The 17908-nt window shown below is 48.0% G+C and carries 18 protein-coding genes; 12 read left to right on the forward strand and 6 right to left on the reverse strand.

The window, feature by feature from the left end; all coding sequences use genetic code 11:
* Nucleotides 1–7: 7 nt before the first annotated feature.
* From HZA49_04750 to HZA49_04770, 5 genes are all read right to left on the reverse strand, one after another.
* On the reverse strand, nucleotides 8–697 hold the full coding sequence (locus HZA49_04750; protein MBI5778744.1) for a rubredoxin: 690 nt from the start codon (nucleotides 695–697) through the stop codon (nucleotides 8–10).
* Nucleotides 694–1740 carry a DNA recombination protein RmuC gene (locus tag HZA49_04755; protein ID MBI5778745.1) on the reverse strand — a complete coding sequence of 349 codons (1047 nt, stop codon included), beginning with the start codon at nucleotides 1738–1740 and terminating at the stop codon, nucleotides 694–696. The genes HZA49_04750 and HZA49_04755 overlap by 4 nt, the downstream gene beginning before the upstream one ends.
* 38 nt (nucleotides 1741–1778) lie before the next feature.
* The gene (locus HZA49_04760; protein ID MBI5778746.1) at nucleotides 1779–3293 is read right to left on the reverse strand and encodes an MFS transporter; all 1515 of its coding nucleotides are present in this window, start codon (nucleotides 3291–3293) and stop codon (nucleotides 1779–1781) included.
* Nucleotides 3294–3315: 22 nt separating this feature from the next.
* A complete protein-coding gene (locus HZA49_04765) occupies nucleotides 3316–3945 on the reverse strand; it encodes a hypothetical protein (GenBank protein ID MBI5778747.1) in 630 nt (209 codons plus the stop codon).
* Between the two features lie 110 nt (nucleotides 3946–4055).
* Nucleotides 4056–5195 (reverse strand): aminopeptidase P family protein, encoded by a 1140-nt coding sequence (locus tag HZA49_04770; protein ID MBI5778748.1) that lies wholly within the window; start codon nucleotides 5193–5195, stop codon nucleotides 4056–4058.
* A gap of 352 nt (nucleotides 5196–5547) precedes the next feature.
* On the opposite strand from HZA49_04770, the gene HZA49_04775 reads away from it, so the two are divergent.
* From HZA49_04775 to HZA49_04790, 4 genes are all read left to right on the forward strand, one after another.
* Nucleotides 5548–6819, forward strand: a complete 1272-nt coding sequence (locus HZA49_04775) for a MiaB/RimO family radical SAM methylthiotransferase (GenBank protein MBI5778749.1) — start codon at nucleotides 5548–5550, stop codon at nucleotides 6817–6819.
* Nucleotides 6820–6835: 16 nt separating this feature from the next.
* Entirely contained in the window at nucleotides 6836–7357 is a 522-nt protein-coding gene (locus HZA49_04780; GenBank protein ID MBI5778750.1) for a sel1 repeat family protein, read from the forward strand.
* Between the two features lie 29 nt (nucleotides 7358–7386).
* Nucleotides 7387–8064 carry a hypothetical protein gene (locus HZA49_04785; protein ID MBI5778751.1) on the forward strand — a complete coding sequence of 226 codons (678 nt, stop codon included), beginning with the start codon at nucleotides 7387–7389 and terminating at the stop codon, nucleotides 8062–8064.
* Between the two features lie 600 nt (nucleotides 8065–8664).
* Nucleotides 8665–9378 carry a hypothetical protein gene (locus HZA49_04790; GenBank protein ID MBI5778752.1) on the forward strand — a complete coding sequence of 238 codons (714 nt, stop codon included), beginning with the start codon at nucleotides 8665–8667 and terminating at the stop codon, nucleotides 9376–9378.
* Nucleotides 9379–9568: 190 nt separating this feature from the next.
* Here the strand turns inward: HZA49_04790 and HZA49_04795 are convergent, their stop codons facing one another.
* The gene (locus HZA49_04795; protein ID MBI5778753.1) at nucleotides 9569–10450 is read right to left on the reverse strand and encodes a hypothetical protein; all 882 of its coding nucleotides are present in this window, start codon (nucleotides 10448–10450) and stop codon (nucleotides 9569–9571) included.
* 133 nt (nucleotides 10451–10583) lie between these two features.
* Between HZA49_04795 and ribD the strand changes: the two genes are divergently transcribed.
* The 8 genes from ribD (at nucleotide 10584) to HZA49_04835 (ending at nucleotide 17908) form a co-directional block, all read left to right on the forward strand.
* Entirely contained in the window at nucleotides 10584–11666 is a 1083-nt protein-coding gene (gene ribD / locus HZA49_04800) for a bifunctional diaminohydroxyphosphoribosylaminopyrimidine deaminase/5-amino-6-(5-phosphoribosylamino)uracil reductase RibD (protein ID MBI5778754.1), read from the forward strand.
* Between the two features lie 36 nt (nucleotides 11667–11702).
* A complete protein-coding gene (gene purN / locus HZA49_04805) occupies nucleotides 11703–12302 on the forward strand; it encodes a phosphoribosylglycinamide formyltransferase (GenBank protein ID MBI5778755.1) in 600 nt (199 codons plus the stop codon).
* Nucleotides 12303–12455: 153 nt separating this feature from the next.
* A complete protein-coding gene (locus HZA49_04810) occupies nucleotides 12456–13010 on the forward strand; it encodes a hypothetical protein (GenBank protein ID MBI5778756.1) in 555 nt (184 codons plus the stop codon).
* A gap of 50 nt (nucleotides 13011–13060) precedes the next feature.
* The gene (locus HZA49_04815) at nucleotides 13061–13837 is read left to right on the forward strand and encodes a nucleotidyltransferase family protein (GenBank protein MBI5778757.1); all 777 of its coding nucleotides are present in this window, start codon (nucleotides 13061–13063) and stop codon (nucleotides 13835–13837) included.
* Between the two features lie 86 nt (nucleotides 13838–13923).
* Nucleotides 13924–14979, forward strand: coding sequence for a type IV pilus assembly protein PilM (gene pilM, locus HZA49_04820; GenBank protein MBI5778758.1), 1056 nt, complete (start codon nucleotides 13924–13926; stop codon nucleotides 14977–14979).
* A gap of 3 nt (nucleotides 14980–14982) precedes the next feature.
* Nucleotides 14983–15606, forward strand: coding sequence for a hypothetical protein (locus HZA49_04825; GenBank protein ID MBI5778759.1), 624 nt, complete (start codon nucleotides 14983–14985; stop codon nucleotides 15604–15606).
* Nucleotides 15607–15609: 3 nt separating this feature from the next.
* Entirely contained in the window at nucleotides 15610–16194 is a 585-nt protein-coding gene (gene pilO, locus HZA49_04830; GenBank protein MBI5778760.1) for a type 4a pilus biogenesis protein PilO, read from the forward strand.
* A 37-nt stretch (nucleotides 16195–16231) separates the two neighbouring features.
* Nucleotides 16232–17908 carry a general secretion pathway protein GspB gene (locus tag HZA49_04835; protein ID MBI5778761.1) on the forward strand — a complete coding sequence of 559 codons (1677 nt, stop codon included), beginning with the start codon at nucleotides 16232–16234 and terminating at the stop codon, nucleotides 17906–17908.

A 17908-nucleotide genomic window follows, 5' to 3' on the forward strand; every position in this document is an offset into this window, starting at 1 on the left:
TTTCCGGTTATATTTTCTCGAATACGGACTTATCAGCCCCGCAGGTCGGGCAGACCCAGTCATCCGGTATATCCTTAAATTGAGTGCCGGGTTTTATGCCGCTGTCCGGGTCGCCTTTGGCCGGGTCATAGATATAGCCGCAGACCGTGCATTTATATTTCTCGGATATAACAGCCGTCTTCTGGGCAACGTCTTCTTTAATATAGGTCGGGGCTGACTTGGGCGCCTTGCCGCCTTTGATTTCGTGATAATAGGCGTAGGTCATGGGTTCCTTGTCGTTCAATATTTCGGCATCAACCACCTTGCCGACAAATATCGTATGGGTTCCGACATCCATTGAATTAATCACCTCGGCTTCCAAATAGCCAATGGAATAATCCAGGACTATCGGCGCGCCGGTTACGCCAATCTTGTATTTGACATCTTTGAATTTGTCGATGGTGCGGCCGCTTTTGAACCCGAATGTGCCGATGAACTGCATCGGTGCCTCTTGCGACAGGATAGCCGCGGTAAATATCTGGCTGGCTGTGATGTATTCATGGGTTAGGTTGGTCTTGCAGATGCTCACCGCAATGGTGGCTGGTTCCGAGGTGATCTGGAATACGGTGTTGGCAATCTGGCCGTTGAACCTGCCGTCTTTCCTGGAACTAACCACGTACATCCCGTAACTGATTTTCCAGAGAGTCTTATTATTCATGGTATTAATCTTTGCTGGCTATCCTCGGCTTCCTCCGGTTCCTCGGTCAGGCTGATGATTTCTTCAGGCGCCGGAAGCGTCTGGACGTTTCTTAATTTCTTGTCAATAGTGCGTGATTTCCGGGCCGCGTCGTCAATGATATTGCCCGCCTCCTGGACTTTTTTCTGGGCGCGGTCAAGGATTTCCCCGAACTTGGCGAACTCGGTCTTGATGGTGCCCAGGATGGCCCAGACCTCGCTGGAGCGTTTCTCGATGGCCAGGGTCCGGAATCCCATCTGCAGGCTGTTCAGGAGCGCGCCCAGCGTGGTCGGTCCGACAACCAGGACATGATACTCCCTCTGCAGGGTTTCCGACAAACCCGGCCGGCGCAATACCTCGGCATACAATCCCTCAATCGGCAGGAACAGGATGCCGAAATCAACCGTATGAGGCGGGTCCAGATATTTATTCCGGATATCCTTGGCCTCGGCCTTTATCCGGATCTCCAGGAGTTTCCCGATTTCCTCGACTAACGGCATGTTGGCCTTTTCCTGGGCGTCCACTAATTTCTGGTAATCCTCCATGGGAAATTTGGCATCTATAGGCAGCCAGACGACATCCTTGCTGTCCCGGCCCGGCATCTTTATGGCGAACTCCACCCGGTCGTTGCTGCCTTTCTTGGTGGCGACATTCTTGGCATATTGTTCGGGGGTTAGGATTTGTTCCAGCAGGGCGCCCAATTGTATCTCACCCAGCGTGCCTCTGGTCTTGACATTGGTCAGCACCTTTTTCAGGTCGCCCACGCCTGATGCCAGTGATTGCATCTCGCCCAATCCGCGCTGGACCGATTCCAGTTGGGTATTGAGCAGATTCATGAACCGGTCCAGCCCGCTCTGCAGGGACTCGGATATCTCCTTCCGGTTCTGGCATATCTCTTCTTTTACGACCCGTTCGGTCCGTTCCTGGGTCGCGGTGTTAGAGGAATGCCTGGTCAGCAGGATGACTACCAGGATAACCAGGGCGATGTTAAACGCCACCAGCAGGAATAACAGGATTTCACTCATTGGCTTGATTATAAATAATCAGTCGGACAAAGCAATATTTAATTATTCTTAATATTCTCTGACTGGCCCGGGTTGCTGGGTGGCTCGTCATTTTTGTCGGCGAGTGCGTTGTAATCTGCCTTGGGCATAAAGAATTTTGGTAGGCCTATAAATCCCTCCTTGGCCTCTGTTATCAGATGCATAACCAGCTGGACCATGGGTTTTTCCTTGGGGTCGTTTATTTTGGCAAACCATATCAGGCATCCGAACCTGCCGACAGAAACCAGCCAGAGAACGATAGGGATAGCATGCAGAGATAAGAATGTCCGATTGGCAACCAAATCTACAACCCAGCCGCTAATAAGCATTGGGATGGTAAAAGTCAGTCCTACTAAGGCGGAATAAATACCCAGGTAAATCTCACGGCCGTGCTTGGGGATAAAGGCCAGCTGGAGATTGAGAATGGCAATAGTGAATCCGCTCCACATCAGTCCGCTGGAGATGGCGTCGAGATAAATCAGGGCGGTAAAATTGGGGCTGGACACCACGTAGAACAGGGGGTGGAATGCCGTGACATAGAGCGTGAACAGGATAACGGTCTTGTTACCGAAGCGGTCGATAATCTTACCCCAGACCATAAGAGACAGTATGGTGAACAGCGGCGCCAAGAATAAATCGCAGGTATTCACCGCGGTCAGCGACATCTGAAGGTGTTTAAGTCGGAAAAGACCCCAGAATGGAGCCGAGAACCCATTGACAATATGCCAGATAGTCATCACCAGAAATAAGACCTTCAAGTCCTTGTTCTTGAGGATATACTTGATTGCAGCGACAATGGTTACTTTATCGCCTGAGATATCCTTGTCATCTTTCGGCACCGGTTTGACGTAGGGCGGCTCTGGCTGTTTTATCAGGAATATCATGGATGGCAGGGCGCCGGCAAAAACAGCTAAAATAAATATTAAACCAATCATGATAAATAAAAATGTTTGGTCAGGGGCCATAAATGCCGGAGTTACGAACGAAAACGCTCCAATTAATGGAATGCTGTAGTTATTCTTAACAAAGGTGTAGAGCCATCCTGCGAGAACTCCAGTGGGGTTAACTATTGTACAGAGTAGGTTGCGTCGGCTGAAATATCGGCCGCGCAGCGCAGAGGGGATGGCGTCGGCCATCCAGGATATCCATGAGTTTCCGGCTATGGCCATGGATAGGTTTATGATGGCGTAAACTATAAAGAATAATGATAGAACTTTTGTTTTAGGGAATAGGAATGGAATAATAGCAATCAGTAGCCAGGCGAAACGAGAGATGTTGGCGGTAATAATGGTAAGTGGCTTTCTCAGGTGCATGTGTGATTGTAGCCAGTGTGCTGAAATCGGTTGAATCAGTAAGGCGAAATTCGGTATGGCCGACACTAACGAGAATTGAAAATATGATGTGTCGTATGCGAGTAAGTAGTAAGTGAGAAAATTACCGCCGGCCAAGACCGCGTGGAACTGGGCAAAGACGCCGTCCCAGATGGATAGGTTTAACGATGAACGCCTCTGTTGAGGCGAGAAATCTTCAGCCATAGTGTTCAGAACCTAGCCTTACCTAATCAATCGGGTATTCAGGTCCGTGGAACATCTCGCTTTCCATGAGTTCCTTGTCTTTTTTCCGGCTGTCCGGCTTGCGATGTTCCCGCTCCACGATGTTGGACAGAATAATGGTGAATACCGGAGGTTCTTTGACCTCAATAATCTCGTTGAACCTGATGGTGATGGCGGTTCTGATTTTGTCAGTCACCTCGGTGACATTGGTGCCTTCCCAGACCGAGAAGGTGGTGTAAATCTGGATGGGCTTGTTCTCCGGCTTGCGGACCTTATAGACCCGGATATGGGCGTCGTTGATTTCCGGCAGTTTCCGGACCGCCCGGCGCAGGGAGTTTTCTATGGCCGAGATGGCGATGGAGAACGAGCCGGCTTGGGAACTGACCTTGACGCTCGAGGCGTAATTCCGGGTGACCCAGCGGCCGATAAGATAAAGCAGATTAAATAGAATAAGATAGAATGCGCCGATGGCCAGCAGCCAGCGATAGGTATCTCCGCTGTCATTCAGGTCGCTGGCCCATTTACCGATCATTCCCAAATCTATGACATTGCCGACCCATAAAAGCGAGAGCACAGTAAAAAACACTGCCACCATCCAGTTAACGGTTTTCATTATTGCAGAGATTGTCTTCATAAATATGACTCCAGAAGCCACTGATTGCACCGATTGAGATTAATTATCAGTGCTTATCATGGTGAACCTATAATACAATATATGTTTATAAATGTCAAATAATATAAATATTAACGTCCCGATGCCTTCGGATGCGGGGCGCTCCGCTCGTGAGCATCGGAGCGCAGCCGCATATCCGTCAATTCCTTGGGCAGCATTCTGGTTAAGACCTCGCAGCCCTGGGCCGTCACCAGCACCATATCCTCAATCCGGACGCCGATTTTGCCGGGCAGATAAATCCCCGGCTCGACCGTAAAGACCATCCCGGGCTTGAGCGTTTCCTTATTCTTGCCGCCTATCCGGGGCTGTTCATGGACCAGCCGGCCCACGCCGTGTCCCAGACTATGCCCGAAGTATTTACCATAGCCCTTTTGCTTGATATAACCCCGCGCCGCGTCGTCCAGGTCCTTGATAATTGCGCCGGGCCGGCATTTGGCAATGGCCCGTTTCTGGGCCTCCAGGACTATCGCGTATATCTTCTTGGCCAGAGGTGAAATCCTGCCCCGGAACAATACCCGGGTGGTATCAGAGTTGTAGCCGTTGACCCGGGCGCCCCAGTCAATCAATATGGCGCAGTCCTTGGTCACCTGCTTATCCGAGACCGGCGCATGCGGCAAGGCAGCCCGCTCGTCAACAGCAATGATGGTGCCGAAAGCGCTGCCTTCAGCCCCGTATTTGCGCATGGTGTAATCCATCTCATTGGACATCTGCTTTTCCGAAACCCCGGGCTTGATGAATCGTTTAAGCTTATTAAAGGCGTCAACCGCGCACTTGATGGATTTTCTGATATTGGCGATTTCCTCCGGCGTCTTAATAGCGCCCAAAGATTCTATGGCGCCCTGGGTCGGCACTAACTTGATAGGCTTCTTCAGCCGCTTTTTCAGTTCATTATAAGAGGTTAGATTTATGAAGACCGACTCGAAGGCCAGGCGTTTGCCGAACTTACGGGAATTCATCATCTTGGCGACTTCGGCGAACAGCCCGTCTTTATGACGGACAATCTTGATATCCTTGTCCGTGATTTCTTCCTGCGCCTGGACAATGTATCTGAAATCGGTAATCAGGTAGGACTTTTTGGGCGTGACCAGCAGAAAACTATCCCCGCCGGTAAAGCCGGACAGATACTGGACGTTATTGGCATTAAGCACCAGGAAGGCATCGCATTTCAGTTCCGGTAGTTTCTGGCAGAATTTGGCTAAATACTTGTTCATAATCCATTCTTTCTTTACAACGGGCCCTGTGCGCAGCACTGGTCGGGAGTACGCCGAAGGCGAACGCACCGGGTACTTAAACGAGTAACAACCCCCTCGTCCCCTTTAATAAGGGGGAATTAGTGTACCCCGAATTAGTCCCCCTTAACAAAGGGGGAATTAAAGGGGGTTGTTAATTTCCCTTGACTGACCACATCTTTTTAGTATAAGATTGAAATTATGTCAACGAATCAGAAGAATGTTTTAATCCAAACCTTTGGTTGCCAGATGCCCCTCGCGATAGCGATGGTCGGGAGCACCCCGAAAGCTTTCGGGGAGCGCACCGGGAGGCATCAAACGGATAGGTAAAACTATGTCTAAAAACCTGCTTATGCAAACCTTCGGCTGTCAGATGAATAAACTTGATTCCGAACTAATCTCCGGCTCATTCATCGACGCCGGATACAAACTGGTTGATTCCGAATCACGAGCCGATGTCATCCTGGTCAATACCTGCAGTGTCCGCGAACACGCCGAGGAGCGGGTCTATTCCCGGATGATGAATCTCAAGCCGTTAAAGGCCAAGAAACCCGGCCTGGTCATCGGCATCATCGGCTGTATGGCCCAGAAGGACAAAGAGGGCATCTTCAAGCGACTGCCGCATGTCTCTCTGGTCTGCGGCCCGCATCGGTATAAGAGTATTGTTAAACAGGTGGATAAGCTACGCACCAAAGACACTGACAAAGTGGTCTGCGCTGATAAAGAGGGTCTGGTCAAAGGCGAGTCATACGAACACTCCACCTTTCTGGCGGATAAAGACCGCGCCTATGTTCAGGTAATGAGGGGCTGTGACAATTTTTGCAGTTATTGCATCGTGCCTTATGTCAGAGGCAAGGAAATCAGCCGCCCGCCTGAAGATATTATTGACGAGGTCGGCTCGCTGTTAGATAGGGGAGTCAAGGAGATTACTCTGCTCGGCCAGAATGTCACGGCGTACGGCAAATCGCTGTCCCTTGATGTCATTGCGAGGAGCGAGACCCCTCGCTTGTCATTGCGAGCCCCAACGGGGCGAAGCAATCTCATTTACTCGGAACAGGCTCCGCAATCTCATGGATTGCCACGGTCTGACGCCTCTGGCGTCATCCCTCGCAATGACAATGTTAATAAGTATAATCTCTCCTGTCTTCTTAAAGAGTTAGTCATTCGTCATTCGTCATTAGACATCTCCTTCATCACTAGCCACCCCTCAGATGTAACCGACGAACTCCTAACCACCATGGCATCGCTGCCGCAGGTGAAAAGGGAACTCCACATGCCGGCGCAATCAGGGTCAGACCGAATCTTAAAGATGATGCGGCGCAGATATACCCGGGCTGAATATTTGGACATAGTGCGGAAGGCAAAGGAACTCATGCCCGATATCAGGATTGTCTCGGACTTTATTGTCGGATTCCCGACCGAGACCGATGCGGATTTCCAGGACACGGTTTCGCTGGTCAAGGAAGCCAGATTTTATAAGGTATTTATATTCAAGTATTCGCCCCGTTCCGGCACTAAGGCATCCAAAATGGCCGACGATGTGGCGATGGAGATAAAGAAGTATCGAAATAATCGCTTGTTAGAGGAGTTTAAGAAAACAAAATAGGGCGGGGGATTTTGATATGAAAAAAATAGAAGTATTAAAAAGAAAAGCCAAAAAAGGCGATGTTGATGCTATTTGCGACCTGGGATATTTTTATCAGAACGGAATTGGAGTTAGGAAAAACTTCAGAAAAGCATTTGAGTATTATAAACAGGGCCCAAAATTGCATTCGGCTTATTTGGTTGCTTGCCTTGCTGAGGCTTATGGATGTGGAGAAGGTGTTAGAAAGAATCTAAAGCTTGCATTTAAATACCACGACTTAGCCGCAATAAATGGCGATTCAGATGCTATGACTAGTTTAGGCGTTTGTTATCGTTATGGGAAAGGGGTCAAGAAGAATGAAAAAGAAGCTGTTAAGTGGTATAAAAAAGCAGCCAAGCAGGGACAAATAAATGCTCTTTATAATATAGGCCTTTGTTATATGAACGGAGAAGGCGTTAGAAAAGATCTAAAGAAAGCGTATGAATACTTTAAATCTGCGGCAAAGAAAGGACATAAAGAGTCTAAATATAATCTCGCCAAAATCAGAAAGTTTTTGTAATCACGGGCCGAGGATGGGAGAATAAATTAATGATTTTTAATATACCTTCTAAGGATGACGTTAAGGATTTATTAAGCCAAATATTAAATCAGCAAAAATTAACCTATAGTGACTTGGTGAACTTGATTACAAAGACAAGGCTGTTGATTGAAGGGGAGAATTTACGAAATGAATATCAAACGTTAAATTTTTACTGCGATTGGTGTTTACACACGGTTATTTCTAGATCTGCTAAAGGTTATAAAATACTAGAGCAAATAGCTGATATTTTTCTGGATGATGCCAGGGTTGATAAGAAAACTCATACAAACACGCGTATGTGTGAAGTTGTGTCCCTTAAGGAATTGAGACAAGAATTTATATCTCTTTATACACAATATGGGATTCCTGTTTTTTTATTTACAGATAAGCAACGGTGGAAGGGGTTTTGTGGAATGTTGTTAAAAGAATTGATGCATAAACCAATCGAATTTCAGCCAATGTCAAAAATGAGTAAAGAAGCAAAGAAAATTTATGATTCTATAATGAACAAAACCAAGGGCACTAATTTAGCTCCGTGTAAATTTGTTATATCAGGTGATATAAACCATGGTGTGTTTTGGAATGTAACTTTAATTTCTAAACCTAATGTCCTAGTATCCGGTCCTCTTCTTTTTACTGAAACGGACAAAGATTTTTCAAGCGGCGATCAGGGTACACACGCCTAACTTATCAGTGCCCATCAACTCCGTGGACAGCGTGTTTGATTAATACTTTACCCGCTTGTAAATCACCAGTATTTTCCAGAACGGGCTTGACAAACCACAGGTAAAGGGTATAATATTATTGGGTAGGGTGGTAGGACGTAGATTTAGCGTCTTTTCATCCCTTCTTATAACGGCTTCGTTACGAGTTATAACGGCAACGTTACGAGTTATAACGGCAACGTTACGAGTTGTAACGGCAACGTTACGAGTCATAACGGCAACGTTACGGGTCATAACGGCAACGTTACGAGTCATAACGACACCGTTACGGGTCAAAGTCAGGTGATTTTGTGCTTAAATCAGCGCATTTCACCGTTTAATCAGGTGGTTTTAAGGGTGATTTAGGAGTTTTCCCGCCGGAGGCATATACGCCTCTGACGGAGATGGTTGTTTACATGGTCCGCCTACGCCCTTATGGGCTTTGGCGAGATGAATTAAAAGGGGATTTAGTTGGTTCTGATTGCCCCCGCCGTGGCGGGGGTCTAAGAGTCCCGCCTGAGGCGGGTCTAAGAGGCTGTAATGCTCCTGCGTCGCTAACAGCCTCTAAGAAAGGTTGTTGTTATGGCCGGTAAGAGAGGCAGTGACTGGATTCCGAACAAGGATAGTGAGTTTTTTACCAAGCAGCGCATCTATGTGGACCGGGTGGATACGAATAAGGTTGCCTGGGGCATCCCGGATGCTGATATTCAGGTGCTGAAAGACCTGCGCGCGGAGTATGAGCCGCGTTACAAGCAGGTGTGTATTAAGCAGAACCGGACCAGCGCCCAGGTTTCGGCGCACCGGGCCTGCCGCAAGCGATACGAAAAGGCCTGGCGGGCATTTCACAAGGAATGGGTTCTGAATAACCGCCGTATCCCCAAATCAGACCTATTAACACTGGTCGGCCGGGAACCCGATATCAAGCCCACGCCCAAGCCGAAGATTAACGATATTCCCTGGGTCGGCTTGACGCCCATGGGCGGCGGCTGGATAAAGGTCACTTGCCGAAGGTTGACAGATGAGGACAGTCCGAGCATGCATAATGACGCAGATGTGATAGAATGTCGGTATACGTTTCTGCCGGTCCATATCAAGCCGGTGGAAGGCAAGAAGTTTTTCTTCCCGACTCCGGAGGAATGCCAGTATGTGCAGAACTCAACCCGGGCGCGGTTTATCATCAAGTGCGCGTCCGAGGGTGTGGGCATGAAGTTCTACGGCTACTTCCGCTGGGTTAATCAGAGAAATCCGGCCAACAACGGCTCCTGGACCAATGGACTGCAAGTGGTGATAGCTTAGGGGCAGTTAGCGAAGAATGAGCGTTACTGCCACTTAGCCTCGCCTCAGGCGGGCTTAGAAAAATACCTTGCCACACGTTCGCTTTGCTCAGTGTAAACTCCGACACAGAGGGCACAGAGAAGGATAAACCACGAGATTGCACAGATTAGCACAAGAATAATCTGGTGAAAATCTGGTGTTAATCTAGTGGTTACTTTTTCTGCTTGGCTTGTTCGTCCGGCGTGAATCCGAAATCACTCAGAAAATCTATATTAAAACCGCCACTCGAATTTGCGCCATCATGGATAATAATCCAGTCATTGCCGGATTTACGGAATTTTATGTGGTAACTGCTGCCGTATCTCCTGGCGTGGAATAACCACAAAGTATAGCTGGCTAATTCATGGTTTGCTGAGAAGTCTATCCAGGCGTTGGCCTTGACTCCTTTTTGCCGGTCGAAAGAATGCATAATGATATTTATGCGGTCTAATGCCAGTTTTTCTATATTTTTCACTTCCGGAAGGCCGATAGCGTTGACATATTCGTTCATATCTATTTTTCCCGGAATAACAAAAGGTTTAACCTGATTGCTGTTTTTAGTCCGTGTTATGGGAGTGGCTGACGCATCACTTTCTGAGAATTCATCTTTCTTTTCACCCGGCGGCTGGACATGAGTCGTGACCGTCACGACATTTTTTGGCCAATATTCGTATTCATCGGTTGTTACGAAAAACAGGGCAATGCCGAATGGTATGCAGACCAGGAAATAGATGAGGGCGGTTTTTCTTATGAATTGGAATGTGGTATGTGTCTGGCCGGAGCGTTTAATGACAAAACCTATGATAAATGCGATGGTTATTTGGATGCCGAGAATTATCAAAAATGGGGCAAGACCGTAGAATTCCACGCCGGCTCGGCATTGCAAATAGCTGAACGGGGCGGATGAACCCAGAAATAAAGCGGAAATGCAAAAGGACAGTATGGCCTCAGAAATCCTTGTGAGGTCAATCAGGGCTAACGGCAAAACTAAGACAATGGCAACAATCAAAAATATAAACGGCATGAGCAGGCTGGTGATGATAACCCTTTTCATGGGTTCTTTCTACCAAATTCTGATAGGGATGTCAATACTTGTTATAATCTGTGAACTCTACTGAGACCGCGCTAGCGAAATCTGTGGCTACTTTTTTCTTGAGTTATTTGCCTGTTGATGCTAATTAAGGGATATGACTCACGAGAGATACATGCGCCTGGCTTTGGAACTTGCTATCAAAGGCGAGTGGTATGTGGCGCCGAATCCGCAGGTCGGGGCAGTTGTGGTTAAGAATAACCGCATTATCGGGCGGGGCTATCACCAGTATTTCGGCGGGCCGCATGCGGAAATCAATGCCATTAATTCAATTAACAATCCGGAGCATCTCAATGGCGCAACGCTTTATCTGACCCTGGAACCGTGTTCGCATTTCGGCAAGACTCCGCCCTGCGCTGAGGCCATAGTCTCAAGCGGGATTAAGAAGGTAGTAATTGCCACCAGAGACCCGAATCCGTTGGTCCGGGGCAGAGGGATTGCATTGCTCAAAAAGCATGGTGTTACTATAATAGAAGGTGTGTTGGCCAAGGTGGCGCAAGCCATTAATAGGCCATTCTTCAAAACGCAGGAAAAAGGCCTGCCTTATGTGATTGCCAAGTGGGCCATGTCCCAGGATGGAAAGATGGCCTTGCCCAAGGGTCAGGGGCGTTGGATTACCTCCAAAAAGTCGCGCGACTACGCCAAGTCCATCCGGGCACAGTGCCAGGCAGTGATGGTCGGCATCAATACGGTCTTGAAGGATAAGCCGCGGCTGCTGGCCCGGGTTGGATATCTGATGAATCCGGCAAGGATTATTCTGGACAGCCACGCGCGGTTGCCTTTGGATTCCAAAATCATCAAGACCATTGACCAAGGCGATGTTTATCTTATGGTCTCACCGGCTGCGCCTAAAATTAAGAGAGCAAAACTGGAGAAGAAAGGCGTTAAGGTGTTGACCGTGCCGGCGCGCAAAGGACGACTGGACTTTATGGCGGCGATGAGGACGTTGGCCAGGAACGGGATTAACAAGTTAATGATAGAAGGCGGTCCGAGCGTCTTAAAGAGCGCCTTTGATAATAAGGTGGTGGACGAGGTCTATTGCTTTATCTCCCCAAGGATAATCGGGGGCAGTAAGACCATTAGCGCAAGGGGATTCTTTAAGATTGACGGCGCGATACGACTAAACAATTCCGGCGTGAAATATATCAGGCCGGATTTGCTGATACATGGGTATGTATAGCGTAGAGCGTAGGGCATAGAGCATAGAGGTATAATTATGAAAAAGTTAAACCTGGCGGTTCTGATATCCGGTTCAGGCCGGACCTTGCAGAACTTCATTGATTTGATAGGGCAGGGCAAACTGCCGGCTAACATTCAAGTCGTGATTTCCAGTAAGCCGGATGTGCAGGGCCTGGAGCGCGCCAAGAAGCATAACATCCCGGCATTTGTGGTTGACCGCAAGAAATACAAGACCAAAGAGGAATTCAGCCAAGCTATCAATGACATCTTAAAGAAGTATCCAATTGACCTGATTACCCTGGCCGGGTTTCTTCATTTATATGTTATCCCGCCGGAGTATCATCGCAAGGTGCTGAATATCCATCCGGCGTTGTTGCCGGATTTTGGCGGCGATGGTTTTTACGGGGACAAGGTCCATCAGGCAGTTCTTAATGCCGGGCGTAAGGAGTCGGGTTGCACGGTGCATTTCGCGGATAATACCTATGACACCGGTCCGATAATCGTGCAGAAGAGGGTGCCGGTATTGGCCAATGACACGGTTCATACCCTGGCTGACCGGGTGTTTGAGGCGGAGAAACAGGCGTACCCTGAAGCCATCCGGATATTTGCCGAAGGTAAGTTGGTAGCGAAGCAATAAAATGCCTTTTGTAGTCTCTTACTGAATCTATTCCCCTCCCTGGATGGGAGGGGTTAGGGGAGGGTGATTACTTTCCCCCTCACCCTGCCCTCTCCCGCAAGGGGAGAGGGAGTATTTCTTTCAAGCTTGCTTTATTCGAGCTGTTTAATCTTTATGCTAAAGGAACTCTACGAAGAAGCCATTGAGTGGTGCAGAGGCCGGGTTTGGTATCTGCGCCTGGCGGTGTTAATCTTCTTTGGCTATGTCTTTATAAATCATTTATCCAGTTCTTCGTATCAGAGTATTTTCAAGCCGCTCAATCTGGGTATTCACGAACTCGGACATTATGTCTTTGCTTTTGGGAGATTTATGGAAATGGCCGGGGGCACGCTGGCCCAGTGCCTGGCGCCGGTCGTTTCGATGGCGATGTTTTTCCGACTTCAGCGGGACTTCTTCGCGGTGGCATTCTGTTTCGGCTGGCTGTCAACCAATTTTTACGATGTGGCGGTTTACGCGGCCGATGCCCGGCTGATGCAACTGCCTTTGGTCAGTCCGGGTGGGGGTGATGTATTCCACGACTGGAATTGGCTCTTGGGCCGGATGGGTCTGCTGGAGTGGGATAGCGCCATAGCATTTCTGTTCAATGCCGGTGGGGTTATTTCAATGTTGGTCTGTTTGGTCGGCGGCGGTTGGCTGGTCTGGAATATGGTGAAAAAAAGCGGTGAATAATCTCTTTTTTTGGTTGACCCTGTTAGCATATTTAAATAAAATTAAGCATTATGAAAGCATTAATTCTCGGCGCCGGGTATGGGTTGCGTTTGTACCCCTTAACCGCCAATACACCCAAGCCGCTGCTGGATATTGCCGGCAAGCCGGTAATTGAATGGACCCTGGATTTACTCCTGCCGCGCAAGGAGATTGACAGGATATTTATCGTCAGCAACCACCTCTTCTATGGTAATTACGAAAAGTGGCTGGCCGATAGGATGGAGCAGCGGTCCGGGCTGTTTCGGACCTACGGCAAAAAGATTGTGCTGTGCGATGATATGTCGGAGAGTGTCAATGATAAATTAGGCGCCATCGGCGATATTAAATTTGTCATCAAGAAGAACAAAATCAACGACGACCTGCTGATTGTGGCCGGCGATAATTTGTTTGAGATTGACTTCACTGATTTTATAAAGTATTTCAAGAAGCAGGGCACGGCCATTTCACTTAAGGATTTCAAGGGTAGCCATAAAGAGATTATCAGCCAGTATGGCGTGGTGACCCTGGATAAGGACAAGCGGATAATTGATTTCGAGGAAAAGCCGGCCCAGCCGCAGAGCACCCTGGTGGCCATGTGCCTGTATATCTTTGCCAAAGGCGACCTGATGCTGATTGACAAGTATCTGAACAAGGGTTTTAATCCAGATGCGCCCGGCTACTACCTGCAGTGGCTGTATAAACAGAAGGATATCTACGGCTATACCCTGAAGGGCAACTGGTTTGACATCGGGGATATTGATTCTTACCAAAAGGCGTCTGATTATTACCGGCAGAAATACGCTGAATGACGCGGCCGGAACCGGCTTTAAATTAGCGGATAAAAAATTATTAAATACTTGAAGTAATATACGTATTTTGATATAAACAATAATCTATGGCAGTAAAGTTAAAAGGCAAACCGCTGATTGGTTTAGACATCGGTTCGCGGGCTATTAAAGCCGTGGAATTGTCATACTCGCCCAAGACCGAGGGGTATGCCATGAGCGGGTATGTATACCGCGAAATAGCCCCCGGCGAGGACCTAAAGGAGGTTCTGAAACAAATCTGGGCCGAACACCAGTTCCACACCAACAAAGTCGCGACATCGATATCAGGCCGGTCGGTTATTGTCCGTTACATTACCATGCCGGATATGACCGACGAGGAATTGAAGAACGCCATTAAATACGAGGCCAGCAAATATATTCCGTTTGAAGTGGATGAGGTGATGATAGATTGCCTGAAACTTCCGCATATCAGGAAAGAGGATGCGGGCGGCAAACCGTCAAAGGATATTACCGTGCTGTTAGTCGCGGCCAAGCGGGATAAGCTGGATGAGCATATCACGTTGCTTGAGGAAAGCGGTCTTTGGCCGATAGCGGTTGACGTGGATTGTTTTGCCCTGGGTAATTCATTCGAACTGAAGCAGTTGATTAATCCGTCGCCGGATATCGGCAACAAGGTCACGGCTCTGATTGATATCGGCGCGGTCAAGACTAATGTTAATATCATGATCGGCTTGCAGGTGTTTTTTACCAGGGAAATCTATATCGCCGGCAACGATTTTACCGAAGCCATCAGCAAAAAGATGGGCATGCCGGAAAACGAGGCGGAACAACTCAAGCGTAACCCGGCGCTCAAAGCCGATGAGATTAAGGACTATGTCAGTTCGCTGCTGGATGACCTGACCCACGAGATACAGCTTTCATTTGATTATTTTGAGCACCAGTTTGACAAGCCGATAGAAAATATTTATCTTTCCGGCGGCGCGTCTCAATTGCAGGGTCTGGAGGAGTCGTTTGATTCGGCGTTTAACCGGAAATTGATTCGCTGGGACCCGTGCGAGTCATTTGAGGTGATTTCAGACAAGATTGACCCGGTTGAATTAAAGAAAAAGGCCACCCAGCTGGTTATTGCCGCCGGACTGGCATCAAGGGTAAAAAAGGATTAGATTATGATTCGGATAAATCTGCTTCCGGAAGAAAGAAGGCGTAAGGAAAAGACCCCATTGCCGCGCTTTCTGGCAATGAATGCGGCTGTGATTATCTGCTTGCTTCTGGGTATTTGGGATGCTTATACGTATGTGGACATCAATCGCAAGACCGAGATGTTAAGGACCGATAAGGACGCGTTGTCAAAACTGCAAATCCAGACCGCCGACTATAATACCATGCTGGCTGAAGAGCAGAAATTGAGCGAATGGAATAAAGCGGCTCTACAGATAAAAGAGACCCGGGAATTCTATTGGTGGGAGAAGATTGATGAAATCTGGGATATTATTTATGGCGCCCGGGATGTATGGATTACCTCCCTCCTGGCGAACGAGAGCGCGCCGGCCGGTTATCGCGGTAAGGCGTCGGTTTCGGCATCCATCAGCATGAATTGCCTGGCCACGGGATTTTCTTCAGAACGGATGACGAATTTCCGGCTAAAGCTAAAGAGCCATCAGAGTTTGATGGAAACTTTTAATCTCAAGATTAACGAACCTCCCCAATTTTCGGTGGTCGCCCAACCGCAAGCTAAGGAGGAATTCGCGGTCAAATTTGACATTGATATGAGCCGGGAGCGGAAGAAATAACAGATGAAATTGACTGAAAAACAACTGCTGATTCTGACCATTGTGATACCGGCCGTGGTAGCCATTGGTTTGGCCGGTGTCGGGTTCTTTGTGTTCAGTAAGGATATCGCCAAGTTAAACAAAGACATCGCTGAAGTTAATTTGAGGATAAAAGACGAGAAGGACAGATTAACTAAAATGGTGGAATTGGAAGAAAAACTGAAAAAGCTAAGGTTAGAGCGGGATGCGCTCCAGGCGCTTTTGCCGACCAAGGAAGAGGCGTCTTATGAGAATTTTATCGACACGCTGACCAGATTCAGCCGTGAAGCGGGTGTTAAGCTTTCCAGCGCCACCGCCGACGAAGGACGGAGTGGCCCGCCAACAACCGGTTCAACCTCCTTTGACAAAATGGCATATTCGTTAAAAATTCAGGGTAATTTTTTCCAGATTATTAACTTTGTCTATCTGCTGGAAACCTACCAGCGGTTCATTAAGGTGGATAACTTTTCGGTCAGGCCGGTTGGCGCCGTAACAGCGGATAAGCCGACTCAATACAACCTGGATGTAAAAATAACATCCTATGTCTACAAGGAACCGGGAAAGAAATAAAATACGGTATTTGCACCGGGTGATGCGAGTTTAAATTATGAAGCGTTTTATTTGTCTATCAGTTATAATTACTTTGGGTTGTTTATTGTCTGAGGCGCTAATATGGGGGCAGGCCACCGCGCCTGCGGCCGCAGATAAAAAACAACCGGAGGCCGGCCAGCCAAGCCGTTTTGTCAAAGATGAAAGTTGGTATACTATCGTTCTGAACGGGGAAAAAGTCGGTTCCCGGCATACGACGCTTGATGAGATACCTGTGCAGGTCCAAGGCAGCACAGCAACACAAAAGGCATATGTATTTCTGCAGGAGGTATTTCTTGGTAACCCGGCGGCATTGCCTTATGTGAAATTGAGCGAAGAAATGCAGTTTAACGCCTCCGATATGACTTTGCTGAAATCAACCCTCAGGCTGTCATTGGCAGATAAAAGGGAGATTGTTCTTAAGGGGAATAGGGAAGGGGACAAGCTAATGTTTGTCACTACAATAATCACTCCGGTGCCTTCAGGTGAGCCTGTTTCCCAACCTCCGGCCAACCAGGAGTTTGCAGATGGTGAGAATTTGTATTCAGAGCAGGCTTTGGGTTTTCTCTTGATTAATAATAATTGGACGGTTAATCAGAGCTATCCCTTGAAGCTTATAAACAGCTATAATCCCGGCAATTTGTTCGCCGATGCCCATCTGATGATAAGGGAAAAAACAACCCAAAGGATAATGGGAGTTCCGACCGAGGGATATATGTGTTCTTTGGTGGTAATGGATCCTTCTTCCAGCGTGAAGGATATGGAGTATTTTATCGGGTTGAATGGCATGGTTTTGAAGCAAGCCACGGGCAATCTTACAGCAATCAAAATATCTCAGGAGGAGTACGCGAGCGGCATGGCCGCTAAACGTGTTTTTGAGCCCAAGGGGCGGATTGACCCCTTTGTGCCGCGCCTGACTGCGATAGGTCCTGGACGCACTTCAGGTAGTGACACGCCAGTCACCCCGCCAAAGACGCCGATAGGCGACGTATGGCTGACCGAGGCAAGAGAACAACTCCAGTTGATGAAGGATATTTACGAAAAGACACCTGCTGAGGAAAGAGATGCGTTGTTAGTGGCGCCATACCAGAGAATCCTCGATCTGTATGGGAAGGTAAACAGCACCAATGATATTAAGGCGAAGAATGAGATGGAGGATATTCGGACCGAAGCGGAACGTCTCTTTGGCGGGGCAGAAAAGATATACGCTGAAGCAGTCTATATAAGAAACGAGGCCAAGAATGATTTTGAAGGCGGCATGACTATGGGGCTTTATAAGGACATCCCCAAGAAGTTAGTCAGGATTTCAGAGTTGGTTGATAGGAAAGAAATAAGAAAGACTGAATATCAGTCCAAGGTTAAAGCGCTGGTCGATGAGGTGGCGGAGCTGGCCCGGCGGGCAAAAATAATAGAGGAGTTCTTTGCCACCCGGCCGGTTATCAGCGGCATTATTTATTATATGAAGGCGGAAGAGGTAAAATTACAGCCGTTGGTTATTAATTTCCTCGGCTCCGAGATTTCCCTGCCGATATCGTATTTTAAGCAGATACCGGCTTCATCAATTATGATAGGTACTAAGGTCTATAAGGAAGGGGACAAGGTGTCCGATGATTTGGCCGTTAAAACGATCCGGCCAAATGTAATAATATTCGACTATAAAAACGAGGAAATTTCGTTAGAATATAAGGGAAGATAA

This window comes from Planctomycetota bacterium, from assembly GCA_016235865.1.
Taxonomy (GTDB): Bacteria; Planctomycetota; MHYJ01; order JACQXL01; family JACQXL01; genus JACRIK01.

Excerpts from the sequence above, each read along its gene's own strand:
- HZA49_04810 (MBI5778756.1), top strand. The coding sequence starts at position 12,456 with ATGCTAAAGGAACTCTACGAAGAAGCCATTGAGTGGTGCAGAGGCCGG.
- HZA49_04755 (MBI5778745.1), bottom strand. The coding sequence starts at position 1,740 with ATGAGTGAAATCCTGTTATTCCTGCTGGTGGCGTTTAACATCGCCCTG.
- pilO (MBI5778760.1), top strand. The coding sequence starts at position 15,610 with ATGAAATTGACTGAAAAACAACTGCTGATTCTGACCATTGTGATACCG.
- HZA49_04760 (MBI5778746.1), bottom strand. The coding sequence starts at position 3,293 with ATGGCTGAAGATTTCTCGCCTCAACAGAGGCGTTCATCGTTAAACCTA.
- HZA49_04825 (MBI5778759.1), top strand. The coding sequence starts at position 14,983 with ATGATTCGGATAAATCTGCTTCCGGAAGAAAGAAGGCGTAAGGAAAAG.
- HZA49_04790 (MBI5778752.1), top strand. The coding sequence starts at position 8,665 with ATGGCCGGTAAGAGAGGCAGTGACTGGATTCCGAACAAGGATAGTGAG.
- HZA49_04795 (MBI5778753.1), bottom strand. The coding sequence starts at position 10,450 with ATGAAAAGGGTTATCATCACCAGCCTGCTCATGCCGTTTATATTTTTG.
- ribD (MBI5778754.1), top strand. The coding sequence starts at position 10,584 with ATGACTCACGAGAGATACATGCGCCTGGCTTTGGAACTTGCTATCAAA.
- purN (MBI5778755.1), top strand. The coding sequence starts at position 11,703 with ATGAAAAAGTTAAACCTGGCGGTTCTGATATCCGGTTCAGGCCGGACC.
- pilM (MBI5778758.1), top strand. The coding sequence starts at position 13,924 with ATGGCAGTAAAGTTAAAAGGCAAACCGCTGATTGGTTTAGACATCGGT.
- HZA49_04770 (MBI5778748.1), bottom strand. The coding sequence starts at position 5,195 with ATGAACAAGTATTTAGCCAAATTCTGCCAGAAACTACCGGAACTGAAA.
- HZA49_04780 (MBI5778750.1), top strand. The coding sequence starts at position 6,836 with ATGAAAAAAATAGAAGTATTAAAAAGAAAAGCCAAAAAAGGCGATGTT.
- HZA49_04785 (MBI5778751.1), top strand. The coding sequence starts at position 7,387 with ATGATTTTTAATATACCTTCTAAGGATGACGTTAAGGATTTATTAAGC.
- HZA49_04775 (MBI5778749.1), top strand. The coding sequence starts at position 5,548 with ATGTCTAAAAACCTGCTTATGCAAACCTTCGGCTGTCAGATGAATAAA.
- HZA49_04765 (MBI5778747.1), bottom strand. The coding sequence starts at position 3,945 with ATGAAGACAATCTCTGCAATAATGAAAACCGTTAACTGGATGGTGGCA.
- HZA49_04835 (MBI5778761.1), top strand. The coding sequence starts at position 16,232 with ATGAAGCGTTTTATTTGTCTATCAGTTATAATTACTTTGGGTTGTTTA.
- HZA49_04750 (MBI5778744.1), bottom strand. The coding sequence starts at position 697 with ATGAATAATAAGACTCTCTGGAAAATCAGTTACGGGATGTACGTGGTT.
- HZA49_04815 (MBI5778757.1), top strand. The coding sequence starts at position 13,061 with ATGAAAGCATTAATTCTCGGCGCCGGGTATGGGTTGCGTTTGTACCCC.